The sequence below is a fragment of the Paenibacillus amylolyticus genome (assembly GCF_036894225.1).
Classification (GTDB): domain Bacteria; phylum Bacillota; class Bacilli; order Paenibacillales; family Paenibacillaceae; genus Paenibacillus; species Paenibacillus amylolyticus.
The window spans coordinates 478,169-493,607 of the sequence record NZ_CP145892.1 but is presented as its reverse complement, the minus strand read 5'-3'; the positions used below and the strand labels follow the sequence as shown (position 1 = coordinate 493,607).

Below are 15,439 nucleotides of genomic sequence, written 5' to 3'. Positions count from 1 at the left end.
CGCCGGACCAGATTGCAACCTTCTGTATCGATCAGGAATTCATGGCACAACTTAACATGTCCTGTTATGATAGACTTTGTCTTCAAGATTGCACTTTATTGTGATCCTCAATTTATGTATATAAGTAGAAGGAGTTCTTTATGAAAAAATTACTTTGGATCGGATGTCTGTCCTATTTCCTGATCGGACTTGCCCACGTTGTGCTCGGTTCCATTCTACCGGTTGCACTTGAACATTACGGCAAAGATTATAGCCAAGGCGGAACGCTGATCTTTGCTCAATTTGCAGGATTCCTCGGTGGTGTATTGTTATCTCCATGGCTGAACAGACGCTTTGGTAAACGCGGGGGTCTGTTAATCGCCACAGCACTACTCTGTATTGCAGAATTATCCTATATGCTGTTGCCACCATGGGGCTGGATGTTCGTCATTGCACCCGCTGCCGGCTTTGGATTCGGAATGGTTGAAGCTGTTATTGGCACCATTATCATCGCTGCAATCAAAGACAATACAGCCGTTGCTATGAGTCGACTGGAAGTGTTATTCGGGATCGGAGCGATGGTCATGCCGCTCATTGCCAGCGGTCTGATTGCTGCCGGATACTGGCGTCTCTCCTTTCTCGTTGTTGCGATCTGCGCAGCGCTGACCTTTGTTTTCTGGGCAAAAGGATCATTCGGTGAACTCGATAAGTTTCTAGAGCGACAGAGTTCAAATCAAGCTTCCGTAAATACGCACTCTGCTGGGACATCGGGTGAGATGCATCCCGCATCTGCAAGTACATCAAGTCCAACCTATCGTGGCCGTAACAGGACTCTTCTGGTATTATTCGTTCTGTTCTTCTTCCTCTATGTTGGCACAGAGATGAGTCTTGCGAACTTCATGCCAGCGATTCTGATTGAGAAAATGAACATGAAGGAAGCCGGAGCAGCCCTTAGTGTCACCTGTTTCTGGATTGCCATGTCCGTGGGACGACTCTTCGCCGGATACATCGCAGAGAAATTCCAATACCGCGTATATGTCCTGTACAGTTGTCTTGCATCTGTTCTCTTGTTAATGCTATTTCCATTTACAAACCAAATCTGGTCTGCATTTCTCATCATCTTACTGCTTGGACTGGCGATGTCAGGGATATTCTCCATTGCCCTTGTCTTCGCCAGTAAACTGCTGCCCGGAACAGAAGAATCCACACCCAGCATTTTGATTGCCTCAGGTGGGGTTGGTGGTGCCATTCTGCCTTTGACTACAGGATGGAGTCTTGATCATCTGGCCGTTAATCAGTCTGCATGGATGCTTGCGATCTTTGCAGTTGGCCTGCTTGTCATTAGCGTAATCACGTATCAATGGCAGAACAAACATATAGCCAATTCTGCGACTTAACAGTTCTGTGTCGATCCAGTCCTGAGGATTAGAAATACCTATTAAAGAAATTGTAATGTCTACTGTCATGACCTGACGGTGGGCATTTTTTTGTAGTGTTACTCTGTTCTAACGAACCTAGCACACGCTATTCCCCTCCATTTCTGCATATTTGAAATCTAACGAATCCTAGAGACGTTATTATAGATAATTAGCTTCAATTAAATGCCTTGTTGGAGGTTTTTTGCATAATAACGCCGCAGAGATTCGTTAGATTTTTCATTCTCTAAAAACTGGCCTAATAAGATGTTCTCGATTCGTTAGCGCTGTAATCGTGGTGGAAAGTATCCTATCTTTGCCTCAGAGCACCTTTCATTACAGGTAATAATACGATCTGTTCATTTGCACAAGATTGCCCAGGAAATACTTATGGCCAGCCAAATCACACACTTTTGTTAACGACAGGCAATACGGGCTCGTTATCCTTGATGAATTTACCGAATACATATCGGACGAGTGGTCCCAAAATGATTAACTGATATGGAAGCGCCAGGCTGAAGTTACGAGCAATGGTATGGAGATACGTACGGAGTACGGATGACCCACTTAATTGATCAGCGAGATATGCCGAGATCATTCCATACATAGACATGATCAGAACCATGCCAATCACCATGAAAAATGAAATGACGAGCACACCCAAAATCTTGTTGGACTTGTCGAAGGGCAAGGAGAATGCAATCTTTCTCGCCACAGGGCCAACAATGAAAGACTCCACCAGAAACGCGATGACAAAACATAATATGAATTGAAGCAGTATCTCAAGCGGGGACATCTTGCCGAGTAACCCACTGTGCCATAGATTGAAGAACATCATGACCAAGACCATTCCTATACACATCATTAATCCGAAAATAATCTGTTCCTTCTTGCTGGTTGGCAATTCTCTCATCCTCTCTGTTTACCTTCGTAATTATAGAGATGAGGAAACCCTTCACATAAGTGAACATTTTGTGAATAATTCTGATTTTTCCAAATTAAAACTATATTTGACAACCATGTAGTACAGCTCTATGATATCCCTTAAAATGGTAGAAACATTCACTACATAAGGAGGTTTTTGATTGTGAGTTTTCAAAAGCGCATTGACCACGTCGGCATTGCCGTTCGTGATCTGGAGACCACGCTGCGTTTCTACACGGAGATCGTTGGTCTTGAATTGAAAGACCGGGTGACCCATACCAACGGTATCATTCAGCTCGCCTTCCTTGGCTTCAATGGAAGTAATGAGACTGAGATTGAGTTAATTCAAGGATACAGCGACAAGCTGCCTTCCGAAGGTACGGTGCACCATTTTGCGATCCACGTGGATGATCTTGATTCTGAGTACAAACGCATTCAATCCACCGAAGCCGAATTTATCGACGGAGAGATTATTACACTGCCTAACGGTTACCGCTATTTCTTCATCTATGGACCTGAAAAGGAATGGATTGAGTTCTTCCAGCGCTAAGAATTGGAGCTGATTTCATGAACATTTTAATTACTGGCGCAGCCGGAAAAATTGGACGTGACTTGTCCCAACATTTGTCAGAGGCATTTCACCTGCGACTAACGGATTTAAATATCGACAGACTGCATACGTATCAAGGGACCGGCCATGAGATCATGACACTGGATGTGACAGACCCCGAAGCCTGTCAGCATGCTTGCGAAGGCATGGATGTGGTTGTACATCTGGCGGGAGATCCTTCCCCGAATGCCGGATTTTATGAATCGTTGTTGGACATCAATATCAAAGGTACATTTAATGTATTCCGTGCAGCTAAAGACCAAGGTGTACGAAGAGTCATTCTTGCAAGCAGTGCACAGACGACTGAGGGGTATCCCATTGATGCTCAAGTCTATCCGGACATGCCAACACGCCCACGGAATTTGTACGGGGTTAGCAAATGTTTTGGAGAATCGCTCGCTTCCTATTTTGCGTATACCGAAGGTTTACAAAGTGTTGCGGTACGTATAGGTGCATATGATGATTTTCAACCGGACGGACCAGTGCTGGAGGCAAGGGATATGAGCGCGTATATTAGTCCGGCTGACTTGTGCGATTTGATGTTCAAAGCAATTACAACTACAGATCTGGAGCCCTTCACCATACTGCATGGGATCTCGAATAATCGGTTTAAACGATTAAATCTGGAAACCACTCAGAAACAGGTAGGTTATGACCCAAAATCCGATGCTTTTGCACTCAGTCAGATTGCCTTATATGATTCCCCACGATAATTATTGAAAATAACACATCCAAACAGGCTGTTATACATATGTATAACGGCCTGTTTGATAACTTATACGTGTCCCTATCCAGTTCATGACTGGACAGGTCCTACCCTCTGGCCTATAATTACACCTAAGTAATGCCCGTAACTTCATAGTTTCCCAGGGGAGTCGGAATTGGCCGGCTGAGAGTGTATCCCACCAAGATACTAACCCTTAGACCTGATCTGGATCATGCCAGCGTAGGAATCGGAGTATATCGAAATGGCACAGCCCTATGGCTGAACGCCACCTCTCTAACGCCTGCACGCGTCCCGGAATACGGGACGCTTTTTTAATGTTCTTTTATATAGCCAGAGAGCTAAAAAAAGTGACGTTATCCAGATCTCAACTGGTATAAATCTGTCGATTTATGCAAGATGATTGGATATGAAGCCAAGGAGTACCCCGTGCCAATCGGCCGGACATACCGAAGGAGAGAACCACAGATGAAATGGCGTAAAACGATGGGATTGTTGCTCTTATGCGTGCTTATGGTGACTGTAGCCGCATGTGGTGGCAAAGAAGCTGCCCCAGCTGGGCAGAACGGCAACACAAATACGGAAAGCAGCAACGAAGGTGACACTGCCGCCCTGAAAGATATTAAAGTGGTGCTCGACTGGACACCAAATACGAATCATACAGGCCTGTATGCAGCTGTAGATCAAGGTTTTTATAAAGCCGCAGGCTTGAACGTTGAGATTGTACAACCAGGTGCCGGTGGCGCAGATACAATGGTTGCCTCGAATGAAGTGCCTTTTGGCGTAAGTTATCAGGAGAGTGTAACTCAAGCCCGCACACAGGGTGTTCCATTGGTCTCCATCGCAGCAGTTATTCAGCATAATACATCTGGTTTCGCTGCTCCGGCGGATCGGAATATCAAGTCACCGAAAGATTTTGAAGGTAAAACCTATGGCGGTTGGGGTTCCCCAGTCGAAGAAGCCGTGATGCAATCCATTATGGAAGGCGACGGAGCCGATGTATCCAAAGTGAAAAACATTAACATGGGTGATGCCGACTTTTTCACCGCAGTGAAACGGGATATCGATTTCGCATGGATTTTCTACGCCTGGACAGGTATTGAAGCCGAACTGCGCGGAGAACCGATCGACATGTTATATGTGAAGGATTATTCAGATGCACTGGATTACTACACGCCTGTACTAGTAACAAACGAGCAGACGATCCAAAACGACCCTGAGTTGGTGAAAGCATTCCTGAAAGCCACTTCAGAAGGATATCAATACGCAATTGATCATCCCGAAGACGCAGCAAACATTCTGATCAAGGCCGTACCGGACTTGGATAAAGACTTGGTACTGGCAAGCCAGAAGTGGCTTAGTCCAAAATACACGGATGACGCCCCGCGTTGGGGTGAGCAAAAGCAGGAAGTGTGGCAGAACTACACCGACTGGATGTTTAGCAAAAAACTGCTGGATGAACAGATCGATGTGAGCAAGGCATATACGAACGAGTTTTTACCCCAATAAAATTTCTCATATAAAACGAACTTAATATTTACACGATGACGGAGAGGACAGAAATAACGTGAAAAAGCGAAGCGGTCGCCTTTATCACCGGATTTTCCCTTTAGAGAAAGGGAATCAAAAAAATCTGGGGATAACAGCGATTGGAAGGTTATTCTGTCATCGAAGTGGCAAGTGTAACAGTCATTAGTTCATTTTATTTATCACGAAAGGAGCCGTGATCTCTCATGGCAAGCACACTACTTAGTATTCAGGTTATCCCGAAAACGCCAAATGGCGAGAACTCTTATCCTTACGTTGATCGCGCCATTGAAGTTATTCAGCAATCCGGCCTGAAATATCAGGTGAACGCGCTCGACACCACGATGGAGGGGGAACTAGAGGAACTGCTGGAAGTTGTCCGTAAAATGCACGAGGTACTCGTGGAGGCTGGCAGCCCAAGCATCATCTCCCAGATCAAAATCGCCCATAGCCCTACCGGCTTCAGCATGGATACCCTGACGGAGAAGTATCGCTAATGCCTGCCTATTTCAAAAGTGTATGGCCGCCCATTGTGGCGGTTATTCTCTTTATAGCGATATGGCAGGGAGCCGTCTCCCTCTTCCATATTGAGAAATGGATGCTGCCTGCACCGTCCGACATCGCCCGCGAAGCGGCAACCCAGGCCGAACGGCTTGGCATGCACGCTTCCGCAACCATTCAGTTAACGCTGATTGGATTCGCCGCTGGAACAGCGGTTGGATTACTGATTGCGATGGTACTGCATTTGGTCCCTTTTCTCAAGTCAGCCCTGTATCCTTTACTTATTCTTAGTCAAAATATTCCGACCATCGCGCTCGCGCCGCTCCTGTTAATCTGGTTCGGATTCGGGCTACTGCCCAAGCTGATTACGATCATTCTGGTCTGCTTCTTCCCCGTTGCAGTGGCGGCCATGGACGGCTTGACCCGTACTGACGCGGCGATGATGAACTATATGCACATGGCTGGTGCAAAGCGTCATCAGATCTTCTGGAAGCTGGAGCTCCCCCATGCGCTGCCATCCGTGTTCTCCGGTGTCAAAATCGCCGCTACCTATAGCGTGATGGGCGCCATCATCGCCGAATGGATTGGTGCAGACAAGGGTATTGGTTATTATATGATGTTGCAAAAGTCGGCTTATCGTACGGACCGCCTATTCGTGGCGATCATGATTATTGTCGCGCTCAGCTTGCTGCTCTTCCTGTTCATTGCCCTGCTGGAGAAGCTGCTCGTGCGCTGGCGGCCACAAAAGCGGTAGTAAAGAAGTAATCTGTATATTAGGAAGTGATGACCATATGAATCTGCAACAGGATGAACAAGTCCAGCCTGGACGAGGAGCAAGTGTAATGGAGCCAACGCACGGTGAAAAGTTTAACTCGGCTACGCCTGATCGACCTGCCAACACGACTCCTGATCCGGTTCCACCTGCACTGGACGTTGTTAATGTTCATGCATCATTCCGTGAACGGCGCAGCAAGCTACCGGTTCTGAACGGCCTGTCCCTGACTGTGGAGCAAGGCGAGTTTGTTGCTATCGTTGGACCTTCTGGCTGTGGCAAAAGCACTCTGTTCCATATCATCGGCGGTCTGCTTAAGCCACAGGAAGGCCAAGTACTTATGAACGGTCAGAATGTAACGGGACAGCGTGGCAAGATTAGTTATATGCCGCAACAGCCCGCCCTTTTCCCGTGGCGTACCATTGAAGATAATGTACTGCTTGCTGGTGAAGTAGCTTCAAGTGCTCCACCTCGGGCCGAAGCACTTGCAGAGGCTCGAAAGTGGTTAAGCAGCGTGGGTCTTGCCGGGTTCGAGCAGGCCTATCCTCATATGCTGTCGGGCGGAATGCAGCAGCGTGCTGCATTTTTGCGCGCCCTGCTCAGTCCGCAGGAACTCATGCTGCTGGACGAACCTTTCAGCGCGCTGGATGCACTGACACGTAGCGACATGCAGCGCTGGTTGCTCGATATCTGGGAACAGAACCGCCGCTCGGTGCTGTTCATCACCCACAATATCGAAGAAGCATTGCTACTTGCAGATCGGGTCTATGTATTATCCAACCGACCTGCAACGGCGTTACACGAGGTACATGTTCCTTTTGATCGCCCAAGACGAGAAGAAATTACGGAGGAATCCGCTTTTTTGGAGCGTAAACGGCAGATTGCACAGTGGATGAAAGAAGAACAGCAGAAAGCCCGCCTATCTTGATAGTGCGGGTTTTTAAGTTATTTATTTCCTTTAATGGGTGATCCGCCATAAGAAATTCTGCGTAACATAGTTAGAATATAACTGAACACAAGGAGGAATTCCCTCGTGCATTCTCAAGCTTTTGCACCATTAATTGATGCTCATATTCACTTCGATCAGTATACCCCTGACGAACAACGCAAGATGCTGCTATCGTTTCCGTCTCAGCAGGTCGAAGCAGTCATTGCCGTGTCCATGAATCTCGCTTCTGCCAAGACCAATCTGGAGCTTGCAAAACAACATCCACGTAACATCTATCCGGCCTTCGGTTTCCATCCGGAACAGGAACTGCCGTCCGTTGCAGAAATGGACCTGTTCTTCCAATGGATCGAGAAGCATATGGGACAAGCCACAGCCATAGGAGAAGTCGGCCTCCCCTATTACAATCGTCAGGAAGCAGAGCAGGCAGGGCAACGCTTCGATCAGAGCGGGTACATTGAACTGCTTGAACGTTTCATCCAACTTGCCAAAAAGCATAACAAACCACTTGTCCTTCATGCGGTATACGATGATGCGGATATCGTCTGTGATTTGCTGGAGCAATATCAGTTCCGACGTGCTCATTTCCATTGGTTCAAAGGTTCTCGCCAAACCGTAAGGCGCATGGCGGACAACGGTTATTTCATTTCCTTCACGCCGGATATTCTGTATGAAGAAGAGATTCGTGAACTTGCCCGGCAATATCCATCAGAACAAGTGATGGCCGAGACCGACGGACCTTGGCCCTTCGAAGGACCATTTCAGGGACGAATGACACACCCTGCCATGACCAGACAGGTCATCCAGGCATGGAGTGAAATCACTGGCATGGGAACCGAGCGGGCCGCCCGGCTCTTTTATCAGAACACAAAGCGTTTCTATGGCTTAACTTGAGTACAATCAGGTAACAGCAAGTACTATCGCTTGTCCTGCCAGCACAACACAAAGAAGCCAGTCGGCTTCGCCCCGACTGACTTCTAAACTACATATATAATTTATCGCTTCAAGAACCCTTTGCCTTCCAGGAACGGTCTCACTTGCAACCTTGTCGGCTCAGTCAGGCGCTTCGCCATCAGTTCGGACCATGGAGTCGTTCTTTCACCGTTATTCCGTGCTTTCATGTACGCTGTCGTTGTCTCATCATACTGCTCAACACCTTTGATACTCTGCTCGGCATTATAACGATTACGATGCAGAACTGCATCCAGTGGCAGACGCGGGCGAATTCCCGTTTCCTGATCTGCAACACCAATACACATGCCATACACCGGAAATACCCCTTCCGGCAATCCCAATAACTCAGCTACTTCCTCAATCCGGGTACGAAGCCCGCCGATATATACAATTCCGAAACCAAGCGACTCTGCCGCAAGAGCGGCATTCTGGGAAGCCAGTGCAGCATCAATCGTGGCTACCATGAAATTCTCGGTTGAATCGGCATACGATTCCTTCTCAGGAAGATGACGTTTCGCAGCATCACTCAGCCGATACAGATCAGCACACCATACAAGAAACACCGGACATTCATTGACATAGGCCTGGTTACCTGCCAATTCAGCCAGCTTCGCTTTTTGTTCTACGTCAGTCACAGCAATTACGGTATATGCTTGCACACTACTTGAAGAGGAAGCCATCTGCCCTGCAGATACAATGGCTGCAAGCTGCTCATCACTTACCGGGTCTGGCTTGAATTTGCGTACGGAGCGGTGTTTCATCATCAACTCAATAGTTTCATTCATGGTGGTTCACTCCCAATCCTCGTAGTACGAACTCAATTGTCTGCTCAGCAAGCTCGTCTGTATTCATATCCTGATAATCAAAGCCAAATCGTGAATTCTTGGCCCGTTTGTGCGCCAAAGCCACACCCATAACCTGAAGCATCGCATAAGATACGGACTCGACCTGGAACAATCCCTGGTCTTTACCTTCTTGCAGCAGGTCCCTCACTCGGGTCCATACAGGGTCTAGAAAACGAAATACGGTTGCTGTACGATGTGTACGCAGTGTAATTTCAAGCTGCACAATATCGCTCATCTCCCGATCCGTCATCGTGAACTTCACAACTTCACCAATAATTCGTCGGATACCTTCCACAGGCGAGGACATGGACTCTTCAGCCAGCGCGTTCATCATATGCCCAGGGAAGAAATGCTCAAATAATGCTTCGAACACCTTTTCTTTGCCGCCAAAATGATAAGACACCAGCGACACATTGGCACCTGCCTCATCACATATTTGACGAACACTCGTCCCGTCATACCCCTGCTGTGCAAAAAGCTTCTTGGCTGCAAGCAATATCCTCGTTTTGATATCCAACTCCGGTTCAGTCATTCCGTCCCGCTCCCTCTTGTCCGTTCATCTCATTCGCTCCAGCTCAAGGACTGCAGCCAGCGAATCATTTGTCTATTATATTACACCAAGCACCCCGATGAAAATCATCGGGGTGCTTGTCCTATCCTATGATGCAATGGTATACATCTGCTGTATTAGTTGTTTGCTTGAGCAGGGCTTGGAGCCATAGCTGGCATGCTTTGTTTTTTCAACAACGTCACGACCAGTGACAACGCAACGGCAACCAACAGTACAATCACGATAGAGCCCGCAGCAGACTGAACTCCTGGGCCTCCCAACTGCACGCTCAGAATACCCTGAACGGCGTATGTTGCAGGCAGGTACTGCCCAATGCCGCTATAGAAGCTGTTCAGCAATTCACGCGGTACCATAGCACCGGAGGATACCAGTTGCAAGGACAGTGAGATGATGTTGAACAGACTTCCCGCTGGTCCGAAGCAGATCAGGAAGAACTGGGAGAAGAACATGAACGTGCACAGGAAGAGCGCCTGGAACAACCAGAATGCAACGAATCCTTGTGCAATCTGTCCTCCCAGTGCCACGATCAATGATGATCCCAGCAAGGAAACAACCAATGCAGAACCCACGTTAATGACTACTCTCGCGCCAAACAAAGTCAAGCGGGAATAGGTGGATGACAGCATACCCATGGCTGTCTGGAGGTTCATCCCCATGATCATGGCACCTACATAGGAAGCCAGTACCATCATCATTGGCACCATCTGATTATTCATCCCGTTAACCGGGTTGATGGACGTTGTCGTTCCTTCCACTCGGGTAGTCAGGTTTGTAGCGGCTTCAGCAGCCTGATCGGCAGGCGCACCTGAAGCGGTTAACACCGTCTGTACTCCTTGTGCTGTAGCTTGTTTGTTAATCGTGTTTGTCACACTTTGTGATACACCTTGCATCATGCTTTTGATCGTAACCGGGTTCGCTTCATTAATGGTGTATTTAATCTCGGCGGTTGAGCCAGCCGTCTGAAGCAATTCGTTAAACCCAGCCGGGATATCCAGCACCATGTGTACTTGGTGATGATTCAGCTGATCCAAAGCTTCAGCCGCACTTAGATTGGATACGGTATGGAAAGGCAGTGTTCCTGCGAGCGAATCTGCGATTCCTTTGGACATTTCTCCGTCCTCGTTCACAATCGCAACCGTCAATTCTTTCGCACGGTCATTTACTCCAGAATATGCGGTCATCCAGATCACGCTAAAGATCACTTGGAACATAAGTGCTGTTACGATCCCTACAATCACTGGCGGTTTTTTAAACAATGTACGTAAAGCCTGTAACATAAAAGGTGTCCTCCATTACTCAAATAGTTCTAATTTGATTTAAACAGTTGTTTGAATCAAACGATCGTTTAAATTTTATGTGAATATGTCCATATTGTCAACTCATTTTTTGAAAAATTCAGAAAACGTAAGCTTTATTCATGAATACAATTGATTCATTTTCACAAAAGTGCATTATGCTTTCCTTTCTCCGTAGGAAAGAACATCTAATACCACCGATTCAGGCTTACTTTCTGGCGACGCAACTGTATTTTTCTCAACAAAAAACACGGTCCGCCGCAGCGAACCGCGTATTTATTCATCCTCACTTCATTGACAATGAGGCGTTGAATATATCTCCAAACAAAGGTCGGTCAGTCATTTCTCTTCAGCTTCATGCGTTGTAGACGCAGCGAATTCAGGACAACCGACACGGAACTGAACGCCATCGCCGCCCCTGCCAGCCATGGAGCCAAGAAGCCAACTGCCGCAATAGGAATACCAATAACGTTGTATCCGAGTGCCCAGAACAAGTTTTGTTTGATGTTGCCCATCGTGCGCCGGCTCATCTCAATCGCATCTGCAATGCTGTTCAGATCACCACGCATCAACGTAATATCCGCCGCTTCCATCGCTACATCCGTTCCTGTTCCGATCGCCATCCCAATATCCGCCGTAGCGAGTGCCGGAGCATCATTAATGCCGTCACCTACCATCGCAACTTTCAGGCCACTCTCCTGAAGTTTCTTCACTTCCGCAGCTTTACCCTCCGGCAGAACCTCAGCCAGAACTTTACCGATGCCTGCCTGTTCTGCTACAGCGCGAGCTGTCCGCTCATTGTCTCCCGTGATCATGATGACATCGATCCCCATCGCCTGAAGTCGACCAATGGCTTCACGAGAGGTATCCTTGATGGTGTCAGCCACAGCCACGATCCCTGCCCACTGACCATCCACCGCTACTAGCATCGCTGTACGCCCTTGTTCCTCCAGACGGTTCATCTGCTGAACGGTTTCCTCAGAGACATTCACCTGTGCATCTGCAAGCAAACGACGCGTGCCGACCAGAATTTCCTGCCCTTTTGCTGTAGCTCGCACGCCGTATCCCGGTATGTTCTCGAACTTCTCTGTTGGGGTTAACTCCAGACCCTTGGCACGGATACCAGCAACAATCGCCTCTGCCAGCGGATGCTCGGAACTCTGTTCGGCCGCTCCCACTCGCTCAAGCAGATCAGATTCCGTCCAATTCGGAGCCGTGACAACATCGGTAAGGACCGGTTTACCTTGGGTTACTGTACCTGTTTTGTCGAGCACCACGGTCTGAATCTGTTGTGCCGACTCCAGATGTTCGCCGCCCTTGAACAGAATGCCATATTCAGCCGCACGTCCTGATCCAGCCATGACAGAAGTCGGCGTTGCCAGCCCTAGTGCACATGGACAAGCAATGACAAGCACGGCAATCGCTTTTTCAAGGGAACCGGCGAAGTCACCCGGACTTGCAAACAGATACCAGATCAGGAATGTCAGCGCAGCTATGCCGACAACAATCGGAACAAAAATGCCTGAAATGACATCTGCGATCCGCTGGATCGGTGCTTTGGAGCCCTGAGCTTGCTCGACTACTTTAATAATCTGGGACAAAGCCGTATCCGATCCCACTCGGGTCGCACGCAGTCGTAATACCCCGTTTTTGTTCAGCGTAGCACCTGTAACGGGATCTCCTGGCTTTTTATCCACGGGAAGGCTCTCTCCACTAAGCATGGATTCATCTACTGAGGATTGCCCTTCTTCAACAATACCATCCACCGGGATGCTATCACCCGGCTTCACCAGAACCAAGTCACCCACCGCGACATATGCGGCAGGAACCATCACTTCCTGTCCATCACGGATGACACGGGCTTCACGTGGAGCCAGTTCAATCAGGCTTTTGATCGCCTGTGAAGAGCGACCTTTCGCCACAGCTTCGAACCATTTTCCCAGTAGAATTAACGTAATCAGAATTGCACTTGTCTCATAATAGAGTTCTACCGAGGGCATGGCGGCTGTGCTCGTTCCCATTGCCCCATGGTCCATGGTTGTAGAAGGTAAGTACCCACTGGATAACGTCAGATACAGACTATAGAAAAACGCTGCACTGGTACCCAATGCGACGAGAACGTCCATATTGGCACTGCGGTTACGTAAGGCTTTGTACGCCCCCACATAGAATTGCCACCCAATCACGAACTGTACCGGCGTTGCCAGCAGCAGCTGGAACCAAGGGTTCATGAATAGTTCGGGGACATAGATTCCGGATGTGAACGAGAAATGCCCCACCATTGCCCACAGCAACGGAATCGATAATAAAGCAGATATCATCCATTTCCACTTTTTGCGTTGCAGCTCACGTTCACGAACCGATGTGGTCTCTTCTTGTGTCAATTGCAGTTCAGCACCGTATCCCATCTGCTTGATCTTGGCGGTAATATCCGAAGGTTTCAATGCACCAGCGGCATATTCGATATGCCCTGTTTCCAGCGCCAGATTCACATTCGCCTGAGATACCCCCGGTAGTCGGGAAAGACCTTTTTCAATCCGGGCAGAACAAGCAGCACACGTCATACCTGTGATGTTCAGATCAACCGATTCTGACACCGTACCGTAGCCCAATGCTTCCACCTTATCTCGCAACGCATTCACGTTGGTTGTCTTCGGATCATAAGATACGGTCGCCTGTTCAATGGCAAGATTCACATTGGCCTGCTGCACGCCTTCCATGCGGGACAATCCCTTCTCCACTCGTGTCGAACATGCAGCACAGGTCATCCCCGTGATGTGCAGTGTTGTCTTTAGTCCTGGTGCGTCTGCCATAGGTGGCATTGGGGTTGGTTCGGATGATCTATCCATTGGTTTATTCGTTGAGTTATCCATCATGTCAGCTCCTTTCATGTCGATTCAATTTTTGTATGTTGCACCAATTATACCCCCAAGGGGTATATATCAAACAGAAAATTAGGCTTAAACCTGACTCTTGGGAAAAGGTACTCTGACCTCTTTTTCGCCCATGAGCATGTTCGGTTTAAGCCTGTGATCCCTTTAGACTACATCGTATCCCTGATCTTCAATGGCAGCTTTGATCTGATCCACGTTCACCGTCTGCTCATCATATTCCACCGCTACCGTTCCCGCTGCCAGATCAACCTTACCACTCGCACCGGTATTCTTTACAGCTTCTTCAACCGACTTCACACAGTGATTGCAAGACATTCCCGTAACGTTCAACGTAACATTAGACATTCTAAATTCCTCCTTGGGGTATATTAAAATGATAAAATTAAATATGTGAATTGATTCAGCTTACTTCATTAACTTCCGCATCGTAACCAGCAGTTCATCCACAACCTCATGTTCACCAGCCTGAATACGCTCAACGATACAGCTCTTCATATGGCCTTCAAGCAAAAGTTTGCCTACTGAATTAAGAGCAGACTGAGCCGCCGCAATCTGCGTCAGCACATCATCACAGTACGTATCCTTCTCGATCAATCCCTTGATCCCGCGAATCTGACCTTCCACACGGTTCAAACGAGAAACCAGGTTACTCTTCATCTCCTGCGAATGGTGACTCTTGCGCACATGCTTCCCATCACTGCCCTCGGCATGACAGGATACTGCTTCTTGGACTGTAGCCAAAGCTTCCGTTGAATCTGACTTGGAGGATTGCAAAGGTTCCTCGGGATGGCTCTGATGATCCATCATGAACACCCCTTTTCTTTCGTTCTTTTCTAAGAGTAACATACCCCACGGGGGTATTCAAGAGTATTCTGATATTTTGTTAAAAATGGATGAATTCTTCCTAATTAAATAGAGCGATGCATCTTACAAGGTATACTCCATCCTGCTGCTGCGGACAACAAGACCCATCTGTTCATAGAAAGCCTGTGCCCCAGAGTTAAACGTCGACACGGATAATTCCACACTGTCTGCCTGAAGCTCTCTCCCTAGCTCGATGAATGCTTGTAGTAACTGTTTGCCTGTTCCTTGGCCCCGATGCTTGGTATCCACTACAAGTTCATGGATGTACAACATCTTGCGATCCACCATCAATGAGTTATCTTGAATGACACTTAACTGCGCGCTTCCGTAACCCAGAATCAAACCCGTTTCGGAAGACTCGGCAACATATAGGTAACGCTTGTCCGTTCCCAGCAGTTCGATGAACTCCTTTTTCTCCATTCTGGTCTCCAACGCTCTGTATAGATCCGGGCGCGCTTCGACATGCAGCTGGTGCAGCTCATCCATCAACAATGACACGCCAGAGTAGTCCCTCATTTCTGCCTTTCGGATGTTAATCGTACCTGTACTCATCCCCATCACTCTTTCGTCTACTGAATTTTACATTATTATACAACCAAAAAGCAGATACCATAAGGG

Annotated in this window: 16 protein-coding genes and 1 riboswitch; of the genes, 8 read left to right on the top strand and 8 right to left on the bottom strand. The window is 47.9% G+C overall.

What is annotated here, in order from left to right:
- The first annotated feature begins 140 nt into the window (after window positions 1-140).
- Window positions 141-1,376, top strand: coding sequence for an MFS transporter (locus V6668_RS02370; protein ID WP_338707628.1), 1,236 nt, complete (start codon window positions 141-143; stop codon window positions 1,374-1,376).
- A gap of 421 nt (window positions 1,377-1,797) precedes the next feature.
- On the opposite strand, the gene V6668_RS02365 is transcribed toward V6668_RS02370, so the two are convergent.
- A complete protein-coding gene (locus tag V6668_RS02365; protein WP_422395264.1) occupies window positions 1,798-2,298 on the bottom strand; it encodes a hypothetical protein in 501 nt (166 codons plus the stop codon).
- Between the two features lie 183 nt (window positions 2,299-2,481).
- Between V6668_RS02365 and V6668_RS02360 the strand changes: the two genes are divergently transcribed.
- From V6668_RS02360 to V6668_RS02330, 7 genes are all read left to right on the top strand, one after another.
- A complete protein-coding gene (locus V6668_RS02360; RefSeq protein ID WP_076319528.1) occupies window positions 2,482-2,868 on the top strand; it encodes a VOC family protein in 387 nt (128 codons plus the stop codon).
- Between the two features lie 17 nt (window positions 2,869-2,885).
- The gene (locus tag V6668_RS02355) at window positions 2,886-3,641 is read left to right on the top strand and encodes an NAD(P)-dependent oxidoreductase (protein WP_338707626.1); all 756 of its coding nucleotides are present in this window, start codon (window positions 2,886-2,888) and stop codon (window positions 3,639-3,641) included.
- A 145-nt stretch (window positions 3,642-3,786) separates the two neighbouring features.
- Window positions 3,787-3,899: riboswitch (TPP riboswitch) on the top strand.
- Between the two features lie 221 nt (window positions 3,900-4,120).
- Entirely contained in the window at window positions 4,121-5,161 is a 1,041-nt protein-coding gene (locus V6668_RS02350) for an ABC transporter substrate-binding protein (protein ID WP_338707625.1), read from the top strand.
- 224 nt (window positions 5,162-5,385) lie between these two features.
- On the top strand, window positions 5,386-5,676 hold the full coding sequence (locus V6668_RS02345) for a thiamine-binding protein (RefSeq protein WP_017690996.1): 291 nt from the start codon (window positions 5,386-5,388) through the stop codon (window positions 5,674-5,676).
- The gene (locus tag V6668_RS02340; RefSeq protein WP_338707624.1) at window positions 5,676-6,434 is read left to right on the top strand and encodes an ABC transporter permease; all 759 of its coding nucleotides are present in this window, start codon (window positions 5,676-5,678) and stop codon (window positions 6,432-6,434) included. Before V6668_RS02345 ends, V6668_RS02340 begins: the two co-directional genes overlap by 1 nt.
- 37 nt (window positions 6,435-6,471) lie before the next feature.
- The gene (locus V6668_RS02335; RefSeq protein ID WP_338707623.1) at window positions 6,472-7,380 is read left to right on the top strand and encodes an ABC transporter ATP-binding protein; all 909 of its coding nucleotides are present in this window, start codon (window positions 6,472-6,474) and stop codon (window positions 7,378-7,380) included.
- Between the two features lie 105 nt (window positions 7,381-7,485).
- Entirely contained in the window at window positions 7,486-8,292 is an 807-nt protein-coding gene (locus V6668_RS02330; protein ID WP_338707622.1) for a TatD family hydrolase, read from the top strand.
- Between the two features lie 101 nt (window positions 8,293-8,393).
- Here V6668_RS02330 and nfsA read toward each other — a convergent pair whose 3' ends face one another.
- The 7 genes from nfsA to V6668_RS02295 form a co-directional block, all read right to left on the bottom strand.
- Entirely contained in the window at window positions 8,394-9,137 is a 744-nt protein-coding gene (gene nfsA / locus V6668_RS02325; protein ID WP_338707621.1) for an oxygen-insensitive NADPH nitroreductase, read from the bottom strand.
- On the bottom strand, window positions 9,130-9,729 hold the full coding sequence (locus tag V6668_RS02320; protein ID WP_074093225.1) for a TetR family transcriptional regulator: 600 nt from the start codon (window positions 9,727-9,729) through the stop codon (window positions 9,130-9,132). The genes nfsA and V6668_RS02320 overlap by 8 nt, the downstream gene beginning before the upstream one ends.
- Window positions 9,730-9,884: 155 nt before the next feature.
- The gene (locus V6668_RS02315; protein WP_338707620.1) at window positions 9,885-11,045 is read right to left on the bottom strand and encodes a YhgE/Pip domain-containing protein; all 1,161 of its coding nucleotides are present in this window, start codon (window positions 11,043-11,045) and stop codon (window positions 9,885-9,887) included.
- Window positions 11,046-11,398: 353 nt separating this feature from the next.
- Entirely contained in the window at window positions 11,399-13,885 is a 2,487-nt protein-coding gene (locus V6668_RS02310; RefSeq protein WP_422395263.1) for a heavy metal translocating P-type ATPase, read from the bottom strand.
- Window positions 13,886-14,101: 216 nt separating this feature from the next.
- On the bottom strand, window positions 14,102-14,302 hold the full coding sequence (locus tag V6668_RS02305) for a copper ion binding protein (protein ID WP_017691004.1): 201 nt from the start codon (window positions 14,300-14,302) through the stop codon (window positions 14,102-14,104).
- Window positions 14,303-14,362: 60 nt separating this feature from the next.
- Window positions 14,363-14,761, bottom strand: a complete 399-nt coding sequence (locus V6668_RS02300; RefSeq protein WP_017691005.1) for a metal-sensitive transcriptional regulator — start codon at window positions 14,759-14,761, stop codon at window positions 14,363-14,365.
- Window positions 14,762-14,884: 123 nt separating this feature from the next.
- A complete protein-coding gene (locus tag V6668_RS02295; RefSeq protein ID WP_338707619.1) occupies window positions 14,885-15,373 on the bottom strand; it encodes a GNAT family N-acetyltransferase in 489 nt (162 codons plus the stop codon).
- Window positions 15,374-15,439: the final 66 nt, after the last annotated feature.

Bases quoted from the DNA above. Each gene is read 5' to 3' on its own strand.
- V6668_RS02370 (WP_338707628.1), top strand. From the start codon at position 141: ATGAAAAAATTACTTTGGATCGGATGTCTGTCCTATTTCCTGATCGGA.
- V6668_RS02355 (WP_338707626.1), top strand. From the start codon at position 2,886: ATGAACATTTTAATTACTGGCGCAGCCGGAAAAATTGGACGTGACTTG.
- V6668_RS02350 (WP_338707625.1), top strand. From the start codon at position 4,121: ATGAAATGGCGTAAAACGATGGGATTGTTGCTCTTATGCGTGCTTATG.
- V6668_RS02345 (WP_017690996.1), top strand. From the start codon at position 5,386: ATGGCAAGCACACTACTTAGTATTCAGGTTATCCCGAAAACGCCAAAT.
- V6668_RS02340 (WP_338707624.1), top strand. From the start codon at position 5,676: ATGCCTGCCTATTTCAAAAGTGTATGGCCGCCCATTGTGGCGGTTATT.
- V6668_RS02335 (WP_338707623.1), top strand. From the start codon at position 6,472: ATGAATCTGCAACAGGATGAACAAGTCCAGCCTGGACGAGGAGCAAGT.
- nfsA (WP_338707621.1), bottom strand. From the start codon at position 9,137: ATGAATGAAACTATTGAGTTGATGATGAAACACCGCTCCGTACGCAAA.
- V6668_RS02320 (WP_074093225.1), bottom strand. From the start codon at position 9,729: ATGACTGAACCGGAGTTGGATATCAAAACGAGGATATTGCTTGCAGCC.
- V6668_RS02315 (WP_338707620.1), bottom strand. From the start codon at position 11,045: ATGTTACAGGCTTTACGTACATTGTTTAAAAAACCGCCAGTGATTGTA.
- V6668_RS02310 (WP_422395263.1), bottom strand. From the start codon at position 13,885: ATGCCACCTATGGCAGACGCACCAGGACTAAAGACAACACTGCACATC.
- V6668_RS02305 (WP_017691004.1), bottom strand. From the start codon at position 14,302: ATGTCTAATGTTACGTTGAACGTTACGGGAATGTCTTGCAATCACTGT.
- V6668_RS02300 (WP_017691005.1), bottom strand. From the start codon at position 14,761: ATGGATCATCAGAGCCATCCCGAGGAACCTTTGCAATCCTCCAAGTCA.
- V6668_RS02295 (WP_338707619.1), bottom strand. From the start codon at position 15,373: ATGAGTACAGGTACGATTAACATCCGAAAGGCAGAAATGAGGGACTAC.